The following is a 12,745-nucleotide window of genomic DNA, read 5'->3' on the forward strand; positions in this document are numbered from 1 at the left end:
GGACGGTCAGCCGACGTGAAACGTCTGACCTGTCTGCAAGCCTTCCACGCTTTTGGCGTAGGCCAATGCCACATCGGCTGCGGGAACCGGTTTGAAACCGCGGAAGTAAGGCGCGTATTTGCCCATGGCTTCCAGCAGCACATTCGGGCTGATCGAATTCACTCGCAGGCCGCGAGGCAGTTCGATGGCCGCGGCGCGCACGAAGCTGTCCAGCGCACCATTGACCAGCGCTGCCGAGGCGCCGCTGCGAATCGGGTCGTGGCTGAGCACGCCGGTGGTGAAGGTGAACGAGGCGCCGTCGTTGGCGAACTCGCGACCGATCAGCAACAAATTGACTTGGCCCATCAGTTTGTCCTTGAGGCCCAGGGCGAAGCTGTCTTCGCTCATTTCATCCAGTGGTGCGAAGGTCACGTTACCCGCCGCGCAGATCAGGGCATCGAACTTACCGGTCTGTTCGAACAGCTTGCGGATCGAGGCGCTGTCGCTGATATCCACGTGAAAGTCGCCACTGTTGCGGCCGATGCGGAGGATCTCGTGACGCTGGGACAGTTCCTTGTCGACGGCCGAGCCGATGGTGCCGCCTGCGCCTATCAATAGAATTTTCATCGTGCTGATTCTCGATTGGTTGAAAGTGATCTCAGTCTAGAGTGGTTTTTTCTGTTGATAAGCGCACTAATAGGCAACCTTTGGTTTTCAAATGGAAACAATCCATGAGCGAGATGGATGACCTGGCGGCGTTCGCGGTATTGATCGAAGCAGGCAGTTTTACCTTGGCAGCGCAGCAATTGGGTTGCAGCAAGGGCCAATTGTCCAAGCGCATCAGCTTGCTGGAGTCACGGTTTTCGGTGGTTCTGCTCCAACGCACTACGCGCCGCTTAAGCCTGACGGCGGCGGGCGCGGCGCTGTTGCCACAAGCTCAGGCACTTGTCGTCCAGGTCGAAAGGGCGCGTCAGGCATTGGCGCGGTTGAAGGACGACATGGCCGGGCCGGTGCGCATGACCGTTCCGGTGTCGCTGGGGGAAACCTTCTTCGATGGTTTATTGCTGGAGTTTTCCGGCAAGTACCCACAGGTGCAGATCGAGCTCGATCTGAACAACAACTTTCACGACCTGTCCCGGGATGGTTTCGATCTGGCTATTCGTTCCGAGGTGGGCAAAGACGAGCGTCTGGTGGCCAGACCGCTGTTGGCCTGGCATGAAATGACCTGCGCGAGCCCGGCTTATCTTGAACAGTATGGCGAGCCGGTAACGCCGCAGGCATTGGCCGAGCATCGCTGTTTGCTCAACAGCCATTACAGCGGTCGTGAAGAGTGGCTGTACCACCAACAACATGAGTTGCTGCGCGTGCGGGTGTCGGGGCCGTTTGCCAGCAACCACTACAGCTTGCTGAAAAAAGCCGCATTGGCGGGGGCGGGTATTGCGCGTCTGCCGTCCTATTTGCTGCAGGCGGAATTGGCTGATGGGCGATTGCGCTGGTTGCTGCGTGACTATCAGACGCGGCGCATGCCGATGTACCTGGTTCATCCGTATCAGGGCGGTTTGCCGAAACGTACGCAGGTGCTGGCGGATTACCTGATCGGCTGGTTCAAGCGCAGCGGTGAGGCGCTGGATCGCCTTCAGCGCTAGATTTTGAATCCACACACACACATTCCAAATGTAGGAGTGAGCCTGCTCGCGATGGCGGGGTGTCAGTCAACATCAATGCTGATTGTCACACCGCTATCGCGAGCAGGCTCACTCCTACAATGGTTCTTCATCGCCTGGTATTAGCGGGCAAAGCGCCGGGCGATCAGGTGATCGATGGACAACTTACCCGGCCCCGTCGCCATCAAATACAGCAGCACCGCCGCCCATGTGCCGTGAGTCGGGTACGCATCCGGGTACACGAACAGTTGAATCGTCAGGGTCATGCCGAGCAAGGCCAGCGCCGAAAAACGCGTGGCAAAGCCAATCAAAATCAGCGCCGGGAAAAGGTGTTCGGCAAACGCCGCCAGGTGCGCAGCGATCTCTGGCGACAGCAATGGCACGTGATACTCGCTCTTGAACAATGGAATGGTCGAATCGGCGAGGCGTGGCCAGCCGAGCTGGAACGTGCCGTCGAACAGATCAATGGCGAGCCCTTCGACTTTGGTTTGCCCGGACTTCCAGAACACCGCCGCGATGGAGAACCGCGCAATCAAGGCGATCAGGCTCTGTGGAATCATCTCCAGCAGCGCGATGGCGCGGCTGATCGGGTTCTGAGTGTTCATGGCGATACCTTGTTGTGGTGTAGGTGAGTAATGGCGTTGTGGCTGATCAGCAGGGCCAGGGTTTGGCTGAGGTCGAACGCGGGGGCGGACTCCACGGCCTGAATCAGCGGCTGGCCGTTTTGCAGGTTCTGGATGAAGGCGCTGGCGCCGGGTTCGATGACGAAGACTTCAACGTCCAGACCGTTGCGCAGGATCAACGCGTGTTCGCCGTGGTCCAGATCAATCCCCGCCAGCATTGCTTCTTGCTGATGTGCGGCCCAGATCGAGACCACGGCGAAGGCCGATTTCAGCAGGTTGAGCGAGGGGTGAAGTTCGACGCTCAGCTCACTCAGGGTTTGCGGGTCAGCGAGCGCTGCGCTGATCTGTTCAGGGCTCAACGGCTGGGCGTCGGCCGCGTGATAAGCGAGGGTGCGCAGGCGTTCCAGCCTCGCGACATCGGCCAGGTACGGCACGCTGCCCGCCGGTTCGAAGCCTTCGATAAAGTCCGCCAAATCCTGGCCGTAATCCTTGATCAACGGACTCTGAGGCGCATTGCCGAGCAAATAGATCGCGGCCATGGCACGGAAAAATTCATCGCCGACCAATTGCGCAACCACGGGGTAGCTGTGCGCCAAGGCGTTGATCAGTGACCTCTGTACGTTATTGCGATACACCGCGAACCGGCTGGCGGGATCGGCGCCGTTAGCGCTGATCAAACCCTCGGGGCAGTTCAGTCGGGGATCAAGCAGGGCCGCAGCAAAAGCCGCTTGCGTGCTCATGACCGGCCTCCCGCGCACCGCAACAATTCGTCAGCCTGACGCGCCTCTGCGTGCAAGACGCTGAAGGCCGGCAACTGATTGTCGCGTTCGATCAGGGTCGCTATCGGGCCCGTTCGCTCCAGTACGTGCTGGTACAAGGTCCAGACGGCGTTATCGATGGCGGCGCCGTGATCATCGATCAGCAGACGGTCACCGAGGCTGTCGGTGTCTTCGGCGAAGCCGGCCAGATGAATCTCGCCGACGGCATGGAGGGGCAGGGCGTCGATGTATGCCAACGGATCGCGCTGATGATTGATGCTCGATACATAGACGTTGTTCACGTCCAGCAACAGCCCGCAGCCCGTGCGGCGGATGACTTCGCTGATGAAGTCGGCTTCATCGAGCGTCGAGCGTTCAAACGCCAGATACGTGGCCGGGTTCTCCAGCAGCATCGGGCGTTTGAGGGTGCTTTGGACGTGATCAATGTGTTCACAGACGCGGCTCAGCGTCGGCGTGTCATAGGCCAGGGGCAGCAGGTCATTCAGAAACACCGGGCCATGGCTGGACCAGGCCAGGTGTTCGGAAAAGGACTGGGGTTGATAGCGCTCGATCAGTGCGCCGAGGCGCTTGAGGTGCCGAATGTCCAGTGGACCTTCAGCCCCAATCGACAAACCCACGCCATGTAGCGACAGCGGGTACTGCTCGCGAATCAAACCCAGGTAGTGGTGAAACGGGCCGCCGGCCACCATGTAGTTTTCGGCGTGGACTTCGAAGAAACCGATGTCCGGTTGCGAACCGAGCACTTCACGAAAGTGCTCGGTCTTGAGGCCCAGCCCGGCGCGGGGCGGGAGCCCGAACGGTAGATTGTTCATGGTCGACACTCGGGCTGGGTCGGGATCAGGCTTTGGCTTTGAACGCTTCCATCTGCCCGAAACCGGTCGGCGAGGTCTTGCTTTCGGTGGTAGCGCAGGTGCCTTTAGGGACCAGTTTCCAGGCGTTAGGCTGGAAGTCGGTTTTCGAGGTGCCGGCGCAGGTGGTACCGGCGCCTGCTGCGCAATCGTTATGACCTTTCATGGCCACGCCGAAGCATTTTTCCATGTCGTCGGCCGCGTGGACGGTGGACACGGCGGCCATGCTCAAGGCAGAACCGAGGGCCAGAACCAGGGCAGTGGCGGACAGGGTGCGGGTGGTAGCAGTCATGATGTTTCTCCGGTTTTTGAGGTTTTGGTCAGCAGCGTTTGTGCTGGCTTACCCCTCTAGAGAAAGGTCATGGCGATGCGTTACAGCCGTGCCCGATATTTTTTAAAAAACTTAAAAACACCACCAATCTACTGTGGGAGCGGGCTTGCTCGCGAAGGCGTAGGGTCAGTCAATATGTATGTTGAATGACACACCGCCTTCGCGAGCAAGCCCGCTCCCACAAGGGATCTCCGTTGTCAGTACGGTTTGTGGCTGGCACAAAAAAACGGCCCGAAGGCCGTTTTCTGTTTACCGCAAAGACTCAACCACCCAGATACGCTTCACGCACTTTCGGGTCAGTCAGCAGGGCTTCCCCGGTGCCTTGCATCACCACCCGGCCGTTCTCGAGAACGTACGCGCGGTCTGCAATTTTCAGCGCCTGGTTGGCGTTCTGCTCGACCAGGAACACGGTCACGCCATCCTTGCGCAGTTGTTCGATGATGTCGAAGATCTGCTGGATGATGATCGGTGCCAGGCCCAACGAAGGTTCGTCGAGCAGCAGCAGCTTGGGTTTGCTCATCAGCGCACGGCCGATGGCGAGCATTTGCTGTTCGCCGCCGGACATGGTGCCGCCGCGCTGGGCGAAACGTTCTTTCAGGCGTGGGAAAAGTTCGAGAACCTTGTCCATCTGTTCCTGATAGTCGCCCTTGTCGGTGAAGAAGCCGCCCATGGCGAGGTTTTCTTCCACGGTCAGGCGGGAGAACACTCGACGACCTTCCGGGACCACCGCGATGCTCTTGCGCATGATCTGCGACGAGCTCTGGCCGACCAGTTCCTCACCCATGTAGCGGATGCTGCCGCTGTGGGCCTGCGGCGAACCGCAAAGCGTCATCAGCAGGGTCGACTTGCCGGCACCGTTGGCGCCGATCAGGGTCACGATCTCGCCCTGACGGACTTCCACGTTGACGCTGTGCAGGGCCTGGATCTTGCCGTAGAAGGTGGAAACGTTTTCGAATTGCAGCATTTACGCTTCCCCCAGGTAGGCTTTGATCACTTCGGGATTGTCGCGGATCTGTTCCGGCGTGCCGTTGGCCAGGGGCGTGCCCTGGTTGATCACGACGATGTGGTCGGAAATGCTCATGACCAGTTTCATGTCGTGTTCGATCAGCAGCACGGTCACGTTGTGCTCTTCACGTAGCACGCTGATCAGCGCCTTGAGGTCTTCGGTTTCCTTCGGGTTCAGGCCGGCAGCCGGTTCGTCGAGCATGAGGATCCGCGGGCGGGTCATCATGCAGCGAGCGATTTCCAGACGACGTTGCTGACCGTAAGCCAGGGTGCCGGCAGGACGGTTGGCGAAGGCCTTGAGGTTGACCTTCTCCAGCCAGTACTCGGCGAATTCCATGGCTTCGCGTTCGCTTTTGCGAAAGCCCGGGGTCTTGAACAGGCCGGCCAGGAAGTTGGTGTTCAGGTGACGGTGCTGGGCGATCAAGAGGTTCTCGACCGCGGTCATGTCCTTGAACAACCGCACGTTCTGGAAGGTGCGCACCACGCCTTTGAGGGCGATCTTGTGGCCCGGCAGGCCTTCGATCGGCTCGCCGTCCAGCAGGATGCTGCCGCCGCTCGGCTTGTAGAAACCGGTCAGGCAGTTGAACACGGTGGTCTTGCCGGCGCCGTTGGGGCCGATCAATGCCACGACCTGTTTTTCCTTCACGGTCAGGGCGACGCCGTTGACCGCCAGCAAGCCGCCGAAGCGCATGCTCAGATTTTCGACTTTAAGGATCTCGCGGCTCATTTGCGCAGCTCCATGTGAGGACGTTGCATGGGCAGCAGGCCTTGAGGACGCCAGATCATCATCAGCACCATCAAGGCGCCGAACATCAACATGCGGTATTCACTGAACTCACGCATCATTTCCGGCAACAGGATCATCACCGTGGCCGCCAGTACGACGCCCAGTTGCGAGCCCATGCCGCCCAGCACCACGATGGCGAGGATGGTCGCCGACTCGATGAAGGTGAAGGACTCCGGTGTCACCAGGCCCTGACGCGCAGCGAAGAAGCTGCCGGCGAAACCGGCGAAGCACGCACCCAGGGTGAACGCTGAAAGCTTGATCGCCGTCGGGTTCAGCCCCAGCGCCCGGCAGGCGATTTCGTCTTCACGCAGCGCTTCCCAGGCACGGCCCAGAGGCATGCGCAGCAAACGGTTGATGACGAACAGGGCGAACAGCGACAACAACACCGCGATCAGGTAAAGGAAGATCACCTTGTTCACCGGGTTGTAGACCAGACCGAAGTACTCGTGGAAGGTCTGCATCCCCTCTGCGGCCGTTTTATCGAACGTCAGACCGAACAGCGTTGGCTTGGGAATGTTGCTGATGCCGTTCGGGCCGCCGGTGATGTCGGTCAGGTTGCGCAGGAACAGACGGATGATTTCACCGAAGCCCAGGGTCACGATCGCCAGGTAGTCACCGCGCAAACGCAAGACCGGGAAGCCCAGCAGGAAGCCGAACGTGGCCGCCATCAGGCCGGCAATCGGCAGGCAGATCCAGAAGCTCAGGCCGTAGTAATGCGACAGCAGCGCATAACTGTAGGCGCCGACTGCATAGAAACCGACGTAGCCGAGGTCGAGCAGGCCCGCCAGGCCGACCACGATGTTCAGGCCCAGGCCCAACATCACGTAGATCAACACCAGGGTGGCAATGTCCACCGCGCCGCGCGAGCCGAAGAACGGCCACACCAGTGCCCCGATGATCAGCGCAATGATGATCCAGCGCTGGGTGGTCGGCAGGGTCAGGAAGTTACTGGCCTTGGCCGGCATCACCGGCATGTTCGGCGAGGATTTCCAGGCGGCGCTGATCGACTTGTCGAACAACACCCGCAGGAACATCAGCACCGAGCACACGGCGATGATGAGCAGGGTGGTGTTGCTGGTGCCATGAACTTCGAGGTTGATGCCGACGATGGTCAGTTTCAAACCCAGTACCGGGTAGGCGACTGCCCACACCAGCAAAGCGCTGAACAGCGCTTGTCTAAGATTCCTAGTCATACTTTTTCAACCTCCGGACGGCCCAACAGGCCGGTTGGCCGGAACAACAACACCAGAACCAATAGACCGAAAGCCACGACGTCCTTGTATTGGTCGCCGAAGATATCGGCACCAAAGGCTTCCGCTACCCCCAGCACAATCCCGCCGAGCATGGCGCCGGGAATGCTGCCGATACCGCCCAATACCGCTGCGGTGAAGGCCTTGAGGCCGACGAGGAAACCGGCGTTCGGGTTGATCACGCCATATTGCATGCTCAGCAGTACGGCCGCGATGGCCGCCAGTGCAGCACCGATGACGAAGGTCAGGGCGATGATGTTGTTGGTGTTGATACCCAGCAGGTTGGCCATCTTGATGTCTTCGGCACAGGCACGGCAGGCGCGACCCAGGCGAGAGCGGGAGATGAACAGCGTCAGGCCGAGCATGGCGACGAAGGTCACCACGAACACCACGATTTGCATGTAGGAAATCAGCACTTCATGTGCGCCACCTGGCCCGATGGTGAAGTTACCAGGGATCAGGTTGGGGATGGATTTGTCCTTGGAGTCTTGCGCCAGCAGAACCGTGTTCTGCAGGAAGATCGACATGCCGATGGCGGAAATCAGCGGAATCAGACGGTTGCTGCCGCGCAAGGGGCGGTAGGCGATCCGTTCGATGCTGTAGCCGTAGGCACTGGTCACGACGATGGTCGCGAGGAAAGCGGCGGTCATCAACAGCGGAACGCTGTCGAGTCCCATCATGGACAGGCCCGCGATGGCGATGAACGCCACGTAGGAACCAATCATGTACACCTCGCCGTGGGCGAAGTTGATCATTCCAATGATGCCGTAAACCATCGTATAGCCGATGGCGATCAGGGCATACGTGCTGCCAATGGTCAGGCCATTAACCAGCTGTTGGAAAAAGTGATAGATGTCAGGCATTACAGCGCTCCTAAAAACCTGATACGCATTTCACTGGTGGAGTCATTTTCCCGCTCGAGCCCCGTGGATCTGCATCCACTTCGAACGCGAGGTTTGCCAGCGAACCGCTGATGACGGTTTTGAGATTTTCAGGTGGGGAGACTGGCGGATCACGCCAGCGCGGCCCAAAACGTTCGTAAAACAAAGCCCACGGCACGCCGTGGGCTTTGTTGGCAGTCAGTCAGGCAAGGCCTTACTGAGGCGAAGCTTCAGTTTTTGGTTTGCCGAAGTGCCACTCGTAAACCACAAATTTGAAGTCTTTCAAGTCGCCCTTGGCATCGAACTGCAGATCGCCAGTCGGGGTCTTGAAGGTGCCAGCGTGGATGGCAGCAGCCACTTTGGCAGTGTCTTCGCTCTTGGCGGCTTCGATACCACCGGCAATCACTTCAACAGCCGAGTAGGCCGGGAACACGAACGGACCGCTCGGGTCTTCTTTCTTCGCCTTGAACGCGTCAGCCAGGGCAACGTTGGCCGGATCCTGGTCGAAGGATTTCGGCAGGGTTACCAGCAGACCTTCGGAAGCGTCTTTGGCGATCTGCGAAATGGAGTCGTTACCCACGCCTTCCGGACCCATGAACTTGGCTTTCAGGCCTTTTTCCTGGGATTGACGCAGGATCAGACCCAGCTCCGGGTGGTAGCCGCCGTAGTAGACGAAGTCGACGTTGGCTTGCTTGAGCTTGGCGATGATCGAGGAGAAGTCCTTGTCGCCGGCGTTGATGCCTTCGAACACGGCAACTTTCACGCCTTTGCCTTCCAGGGTTTTCTTCACGGCGGTGGCGATGCCTTCACCGTATTGCTGTTTGTCGTGCAGAACAGCAACGATTTTCGGTTTTACGTGATCGGCAATGTAGTTACCGGCGGCAGGGCCCTGGGCGCTGTCCAGACCGATGGTACGGAATACCATTTTGTAACCACGAGCGGTGATGTCCGGGCTGGTGGCAGCCGGGGTGATCATGATCACGCCTTCGTCTTCGTAGATGTCCGAAGCCGGTTGAGTGGAGCTGGAGCACAGGTGACCGACCACGAACTTGACGCCGTCGTTGACGACTTTGTTCGCGACCGCTACCGCTTGTTTTGGATCACAGGCGTCATCGTATTCAACGGCTTCGAGTTTCTTGCCGTCTACGCCGCCTTTGGCGTTGATCTGTTCGATGGCCATTTTGGCGCCACTGAACTGCATGTCGCCGTATTGGGCTACAGGACCGGTCTTAGGGCCGGCAATGCCGATCTTGATGGTGTCAGCTGCGAACGAATGGCTGGCAACCCCGGCCAGAACCATAGCGGCAAACAGTTTGGAAATCTGCTTAGTAGCCTTAGTCATAGTGCTCCACTCTTACTGTTGTAGTTTTTATAGTCCTGGCGCCGTAGCAGCAGAACCGGGTCAGATATCTTCGATATCCTCCGGAAAATGCCCCCGGCAACTGTACCGGTACAGTGTAGAGCGCCAATTGTTAGCCTGGGAAGCTGGCGCCAGGGGGCAAATCCAGAGGGTGTCGCTTTTTTGAAAGAAAAAGACAGAATCGCGGCGGGATGTTAGCTGGCTAATTGCTTGATTCAGCGGCATTCCTTGGCTTTCCTGCTCTTTCCAGTCGGTGACTCGATTGCAACCGGGTTTTTCTGGCGGACCACCGACGTTATCATTCGCGTCGATTTCTTTTCCGGACAGGACCCATGACTCAAGAACCTAGCACCCTCTATGCCAAGCTGCTTGGTGAAACCGCATCTATTACCTGGAAAGAGTTGGAGCCGTTCTTCGCCAGGGGTGCCCTATTGTGGGTCGACCCGAGTCTGGATTTGATCGCTGCCGCCGAGGCCGTGGCCACGGACGAAGGCGAGAAAGTGGCTGCCTGGCTGGCCGCCGACCAGGTCGCCAAGCTGTCTGAAACGCGGGCGCTGGATCTTTTTGAACGCGACCCGGAGCTGTGGGCGGTAGTGGTTTCGCCGTGGATTCTGATCCAGGAAAGGGCGACGAGCTGAATCGCTGCACATTATTGGTGCGTCATGCGCGCGAGCAAAAGTGTGTAGGTGAGTAGCGTGATGGCACGTTGCCGTAGAGAAAGGCCACAAGCATGGCCAGCATCACGGTGACGTAAACGTAACGGGAACAGTTTGTCGGGCAGCCTGAGGGCTGCTTAATTGTTTCTGGATGTTTGATTTGTGTTGAATCTGATGCCGCCTTCGCGGGCAAGCCCGCTCCCACATTCGACCGCATTCCTTCAGGAGGAACGCGGTTAAATGTGGGGGCGGGCTTGCTCGCGAATGGGGCGACGCGGTATCGGATCAGACAGTAAACGTCTTGCCAGTATGGTTATTCAGCGAAATAACCTTGGTCTTGCCAATGCGGTGACGGTAGATCTCACGCAGGTACTTGACCGCTTTCTTCACGCAATCACGCGACAGGCGAATGTCGTTGATCGAGACAAACTTGTCCTTGTCGTTGATCAGCTCGCGGTACTTCTTCTCGTACATCGGTTTGATCGCGTACCAGTTGGTATCGAGGATCTTCGCCGGGTTCTCGAATTCGTTGAGCAATTCGTCGATCCGGTCTTCGTCGAATTCTTCATTAATGATGAAGTCGAGGATCGAGTTGTCCAGCGTCTCGTCGAAGCGGTACGGGTTCTTCGCGAAGCAGCGCTTGATGAACGCGACGATCAGCGTCAGGAAGTCATCCGACAGGCACGGGCTCTTGGCGATCAGGGTGGTCAGCGACAAGTTGGCCGAGGCGCCGATCACCAGTGCGTAACGCTTGAGCGTGGTGTTCGGGAACAGGCTGTTGAGGTGGGTCTTCAACCGGTTCAGGTCCATGTAGGACAGCTTGTAGTCTTTTGGCAACGAAACGATCGACACCACCGACGAGCAGTTCTTGAAGAAATGCAGGTCGTGCAACGCGGCCGCGTCGTAACCGGAATTCTTGTACTGCTCCAGCGAGGCGCGATAGCGCTTGGACTCGATCGGCAACAGGCTGATGCCTTCGATTGCCTGGGTCACTTTGTTGAAGTGCGGCAGGTCGATGGAGCGGAAGAACAAATCATCGATGTTCAGGCGCTGCGGCTCTTTCTCGAACACCTTGAACTTGTCGCTGCTTGGCGGCGGGGTTTCCGGTACCACGGACTCGGCGTAGGCAATCGCCACCGGGCCGGCCAGGCTCATGAACAGGTCGTTGGCATCGAGGCGAATGGTTTCGCCGATGTCGATGCCGGCGCGACGGAAATAGTTCTGGTCGTAGTCAGTCGTGACCGCCTGGGCCGTCAGAATGTTGAAGATCTGTTGCGAGATGTACTGGTTGGCGTGTTTTTCCATCGCATTGACGTCAATGTTCTGGATGTTGCCGTCATCGCTTTCTTCGGCGTAACGCATGATGTCGTTGGAGATCAGCATCATCGCGTTCCATGGGCGGATACGGCCCATGACGCTGGCTTCGCTGCTGTCTTCGTTGGCGAAGTTGTAGGAGAAGTCCCACTCTTCCGACAGGTATTTGCACAGCAGGCGACCGGCGTTGATGTGCAGCGCCTCGGACATTTCACTGCGGTGATCGGAAATATTCGGCAGCACGCAAATGCCGCTGGTGAAGATCGGCTCGAAGACGAAGGAATGACCGCTCTTGCCGTCGTGCTCGTCCATCGGCTTGGTGTCGAACGTCTTGTTCATGTACGAGTGCTGCTGGGCCAGGCCGAATTCCGAGGCCATGCCCGAACCGGTACCGCCGCCGGCACTGAAGATCGAGAAATACAGGCGCGACTGGTTGGCCTTGATCCCGCAACTGTCGATCAAATACGAGTGAATCATCTTCCAGTCAGGGCTGGAGAAACGCTGGGTGTCCTTGTTCAGGATGATCTTGGCCAGGTACTGACCGAGGATCGGCGCGTTACCGGCGCCACCGGCGTGGACTTCCGACAAGTCCATGATTTTCATTTTGCTGTAGTCGCGCAGGAAGCCGCTTTTTTCGCCCTTGCGCGAGAAACGGATGCGACCGGCAATGTCTTTGTCGAGGTCGCCGAGCATGACCAGCGGTTCCACCAGGAACACCGGTTTGGCACCCTTGTTGGTGCCCAGGCGCAGGTTGTTGCGAATCCATTGGGCCGGGCTGTAGCCCTTTTCCGCAAAGCGTTTGTCCGGCGACAGACGGTCTTCGTTGTTGAATTCGTTGAGGTAGAACTTGCGGGCGTTGTACACCAGCTCCGCGACGTCCAGGGCAATGTTCGAGCCGCAACGACCGAGACCGATCAGGCACACCGACGGGAATTCCTGGTCGTTGTGTTGTTCGCTGGCGCCTTCCAGATGGGGCGGGCGCGGGAACACCATGTCGCGCAGGCCGTCGAGGTTATCGAGGATGCGGTCGGTATTGGTTTCAGTGAAATACAGGTATTGCTGAGTGGCCAGCGGGCGCGTCGGGGTCAATGGCTTCGACGATGAGGGGCTGTTCGCCGCGGGGCTCAGAGTCAGATCGGAGACCGTAGTGGCCGGGTTATTTTTAGAAGTCATTGGGCGCCATCTACCTGGACTGGTGGCTGAGCGACAACTGTCGTCAAACCTTCACGGAATGGGATCTCGCGTCTTTTTTTTGCGCGTATTTGGCC

13 protein-coding genes are annotated in these 12,745 nt (G+C 58.5%); 2 read left to right on the forward strand and 11 right to left on the reverse strand.

Features of this window, described 5'->3' with window-relative positions; genetic code table 11:
- Positions 1–6 precede the first annotated feature (6 nt).
- Positions 7–606 carry a short chain dehydrogenase gene (locus tag BK660_RS14035; RefSeq protein ID WP_123433771.1) on the reverse strand — a complete coding sequence of 200 codons (600 nt, stop codon included), beginning with the start codon at positions 604–606 and terminating at the stop codon, positions 7–9.
- A gap of 104 nt (positions 607–710) precedes the next feature.
- Between BK660_RS14035 and BK660_RS14040 the strand changes: the two genes are divergently transcribed.
- Positions 711–1,625, forward strand: coding sequence for a LysR family transcriptional regulator (locus BK660_RS14040; protein ID WP_123433772.1), 915 nt, complete (start codon positions 711–713; stop codon positions 1,623–1,625).
- Positions 1,626–1,765: 140 nt separating this feature from the next.
- Here the strand turns inward: BK660_RS14040 and BK660_RS14045 are convergent, their stop codons facing one another.
- The 9 genes from BK660_RS14045 to BK660_RS14090 all read right to left on the reverse strand — a co-directional run bounded on the left by BK660_RS14045 (position 1,766) and on the right by BK660_RS14090 (position 9,489).
- Positions 1,766–2,248, reverse strand: a complete 483-nt coding sequence (locus BK660_RS14045; protein WP_123433773.1) for a DoxX family protein — start codon at positions 2,246–2,248, stop codon at positions 1,766–1,768.
- On the reverse strand, positions 2,245–3,006 hold the full coding sequence (locus BK660_RS14050; protein ID WP_123433774.1) for an HvfC/BufC N-terminal domain-containing protein: 762 nt from the start codon (positions 3,004–3,006) through the stop codon (positions 2,245–2,247). Before BK660_RS14050 ends, BK660_RS14045 begins: the two co-directional genes overlap by 4 nt.
- A complete protein-coding gene (gene bufB / locus BK660_RS14055) occupies positions 3,003–3,857 on the reverse strand; it encodes an MNIO family bufferin maturase (protein WP_123433775.1) in 855 nt (284 codons plus the stop codon). The genes BK660_RS14050 and bufB overlap by 4 nt, the downstream gene beginning before the upstream one ends.
- 25 nt (positions 3,858–3,882) lie before the next feature.
- Positions 3,883–4,185 carry a BufA1 family periplasmic bufferin-type metallophore gene (locus BK660_RS14060; RefSeq protein WP_123433776.1) on the reverse strand — a complete coding sequence of 101 codons (303 nt, stop codon included), beginning with the start codon at positions 4,183–4,185 and terminating at the stop codon, positions 3,883–3,885.
- Between the two features lie 301 nt (positions 4,186–4,486).
- A complete protein-coding gene (locus BK660_RS14070) occupies positions 4,487–5,188 on the reverse strand; it encodes an ABC transporter ATP-binding protein (RefSeq protein WP_123433777.1) in 702 nt (233 codons plus the stop codon).
- Positions 5,189–5,956: a high-affinity branched-chain amino acid ABC transporter ATP-binding protein LivG gene (livG, locus tag BK660_RS14075; RefSeq protein WP_123433778.1), complete on the reverse strand. Its 768-nt coding sequence runs from the start codon at positions 5,954–5,956 to the stop codon at positions 5,189–5,191. It abuts the gene before it with no gap.
- The gene (locus BK660_RS14080) at positions 5,953–7,209 is read right to left on the reverse strand and encodes a high-affinity branched-chain amino acid ABC transporter permease LivM (RefSeq protein WP_123433779.1); all 1,257 of its coding nucleotides are present in this window, start codon (positions 7,207–7,209) and stop codon (positions 5,953–5,955) included. Before BK660_RS14080 ends, livG begins: the two co-directional genes overlap by 4 nt.
- On the reverse strand, positions 7,206–8,129 hold the full coding sequence (gene livH, locus BK660_RS14085) for a high-affinity branched-chain amino acid ABC transporter permease LivH (protein ID WP_027925628.1): 924 nt from the start codon (positions 8,127–8,129) through the stop codon (positions 7,206–7,208). Before livH ends, BK660_RS14080 begins: the two co-directional genes overlap by 4 nt.
- Before the next feature lie 232 nt (positions 8,130–8,361).
- Positions 8,362–9,489: a branched-chain amino acid ABC transporter substrate-binding protein gene (locus BK660_RS14090; RefSeq protein ID WP_123433780.1), complete on the reverse strand. Its 1,128-nt coding sequence runs from the start codon at positions 9,487–9,489 to the stop codon at positions 8,362–8,364.
- A gap of 350 nt (positions 9,490–9,839) precedes the next feature.
- On the opposite strand from BK660_RS14090, the gene BK660_RS14095 reads away from it, so the two are divergent.
- On the forward strand, positions 9,840–10,145 hold the full coding sequence (locus BK660_RS14095) for a DUF2288 domain-containing protein (protein WP_123433781.1): 306 nt from the start codon (positions 9,840–9,842) through the stop codon (positions 10,143–10,145).
- Positions 10,146–10,448: 303 nt separating this feature from the next.
- Here the strand turns inward: BK660_RS14095 and BK660_RS14100 are convergent, their stop codons facing one another.
- Positions 10,449–12,650, reverse strand: coding sequence for a hypothetical protein (locus tag BK660_RS14100; RefSeq protein ID WP_123433782.1), 2,202 nt, complete (start codon positions 12,648–12,650; stop codon positions 10,449–10,451).
- Positions 12,651–12,745 lie beyond the last annotated feature (95 nt).

It is taken from the genome of Pseudomonas brassicacearum, assembly GCF_003732265.1.
GTDB lineage: Bacteria > Pseudomonadota > Gammaproteobacteria > Pseudomonadales > Pseudomonadaceae > Aquipseudomonas > Aquipseudomonas brassicacearum_D.

What these genes read in the sequence shown, in the direction of transcription:
- BK660_RS14035 (WP_123433771.1), bottom strand. Translation starts at nt 606, where the DNA reads ATGAAAATTCTATTGATAGGCGCAGGCGGCACCATCGGCTCGGCCGTC.
- BK660_RS14040 (WP_123433772.1), top strand. Translation starts at nt 711, where the DNA reads ATGAGCGAGATGGATGACCTGGCGGCGTTCGCGGTATTGATCGAAGCA.
- BK660_RS14045 (WP_123433773.1), bottom strand. Translation starts at nt 2,248, where the DNA reads ATGAACACTCAGAACCCGATCAGCCGCGCCATCGCGCTGCTGGAGATG.
- BK660_RS14050 (WP_123433774.1), bottom strand. Translation starts at nt 3,006, where the DNA reads ATGAGCACGCAAGCGGCTTTTGCTGCGGCCCTGCTTGATCCCCGACTG.
- bufB (WP_123433775.1), bottom strand. Translation starts at nt 3,857, where the DNA reads ATGAACAATCTACCGTTCGGGCTCCCGCCCCGCGCCGGGCTGGGCCTC.
- BK660_RS14060 (WP_123433776.1), bottom strand. Translation starts at nt 4,185, where the DNA reads ATGACTGCTACCACCCGCACCCTGTCCGCCACTGCCCTGGTTCTGGCC.
- BK660_RS14070 (WP_123433777.1), bottom strand. Translation starts at nt 5,188, where the DNA reads ATGCTGCAATTCGAAAACGTTTCCACCTTCTACGGCAAGATCCAGGCC.
- livG (WP_123433778.1), bottom strand. Translation starts at nt 5,956, where the DNA reads ATGAGCCGCGAGATCCTTAAAGTCGAAAATCTGAGCATGCGCTTCGGC.
- BK660_RS14080 (WP_123433779.1), bottom strand. Translation starts at nt 7,209, where the DNA reads ATGACTAGGAATCTTAGACAAGCGCTGTTCAGCGCTTTGCTGGTGTGG.
- livH (WP_027925628.1), bottom strand. Translation starts at nt 8,129, where the DNA reads ATGCCTGACATCTATCACTTTTTCCAACAGCTGGTTAATGGCCTGACC.
- BK660_RS14090 (WP_123433780.1), bottom strand. Translation starts at nt 9,489, where the DNA reads ATGACTAAGGCTACTAAGCAGATTTCCAAACTGTTTGCCGCTATGGTT.
- BK660_RS14095 (WP_123433781.1), top strand. Translation starts at nt 9,840, where the DNA reads ATGACTCAAGAACCTAGCACCCTCTATGCCAAGCTGCTTGGTGAAACC.
- BK660_RS14100 (WP_123433782.1), bottom strand. Translation starts at nt 12,650, where the DNA reads ATGACTTCTAAAAATAACCCGGCCACTACGGTCTCCGATCTGACTCTG.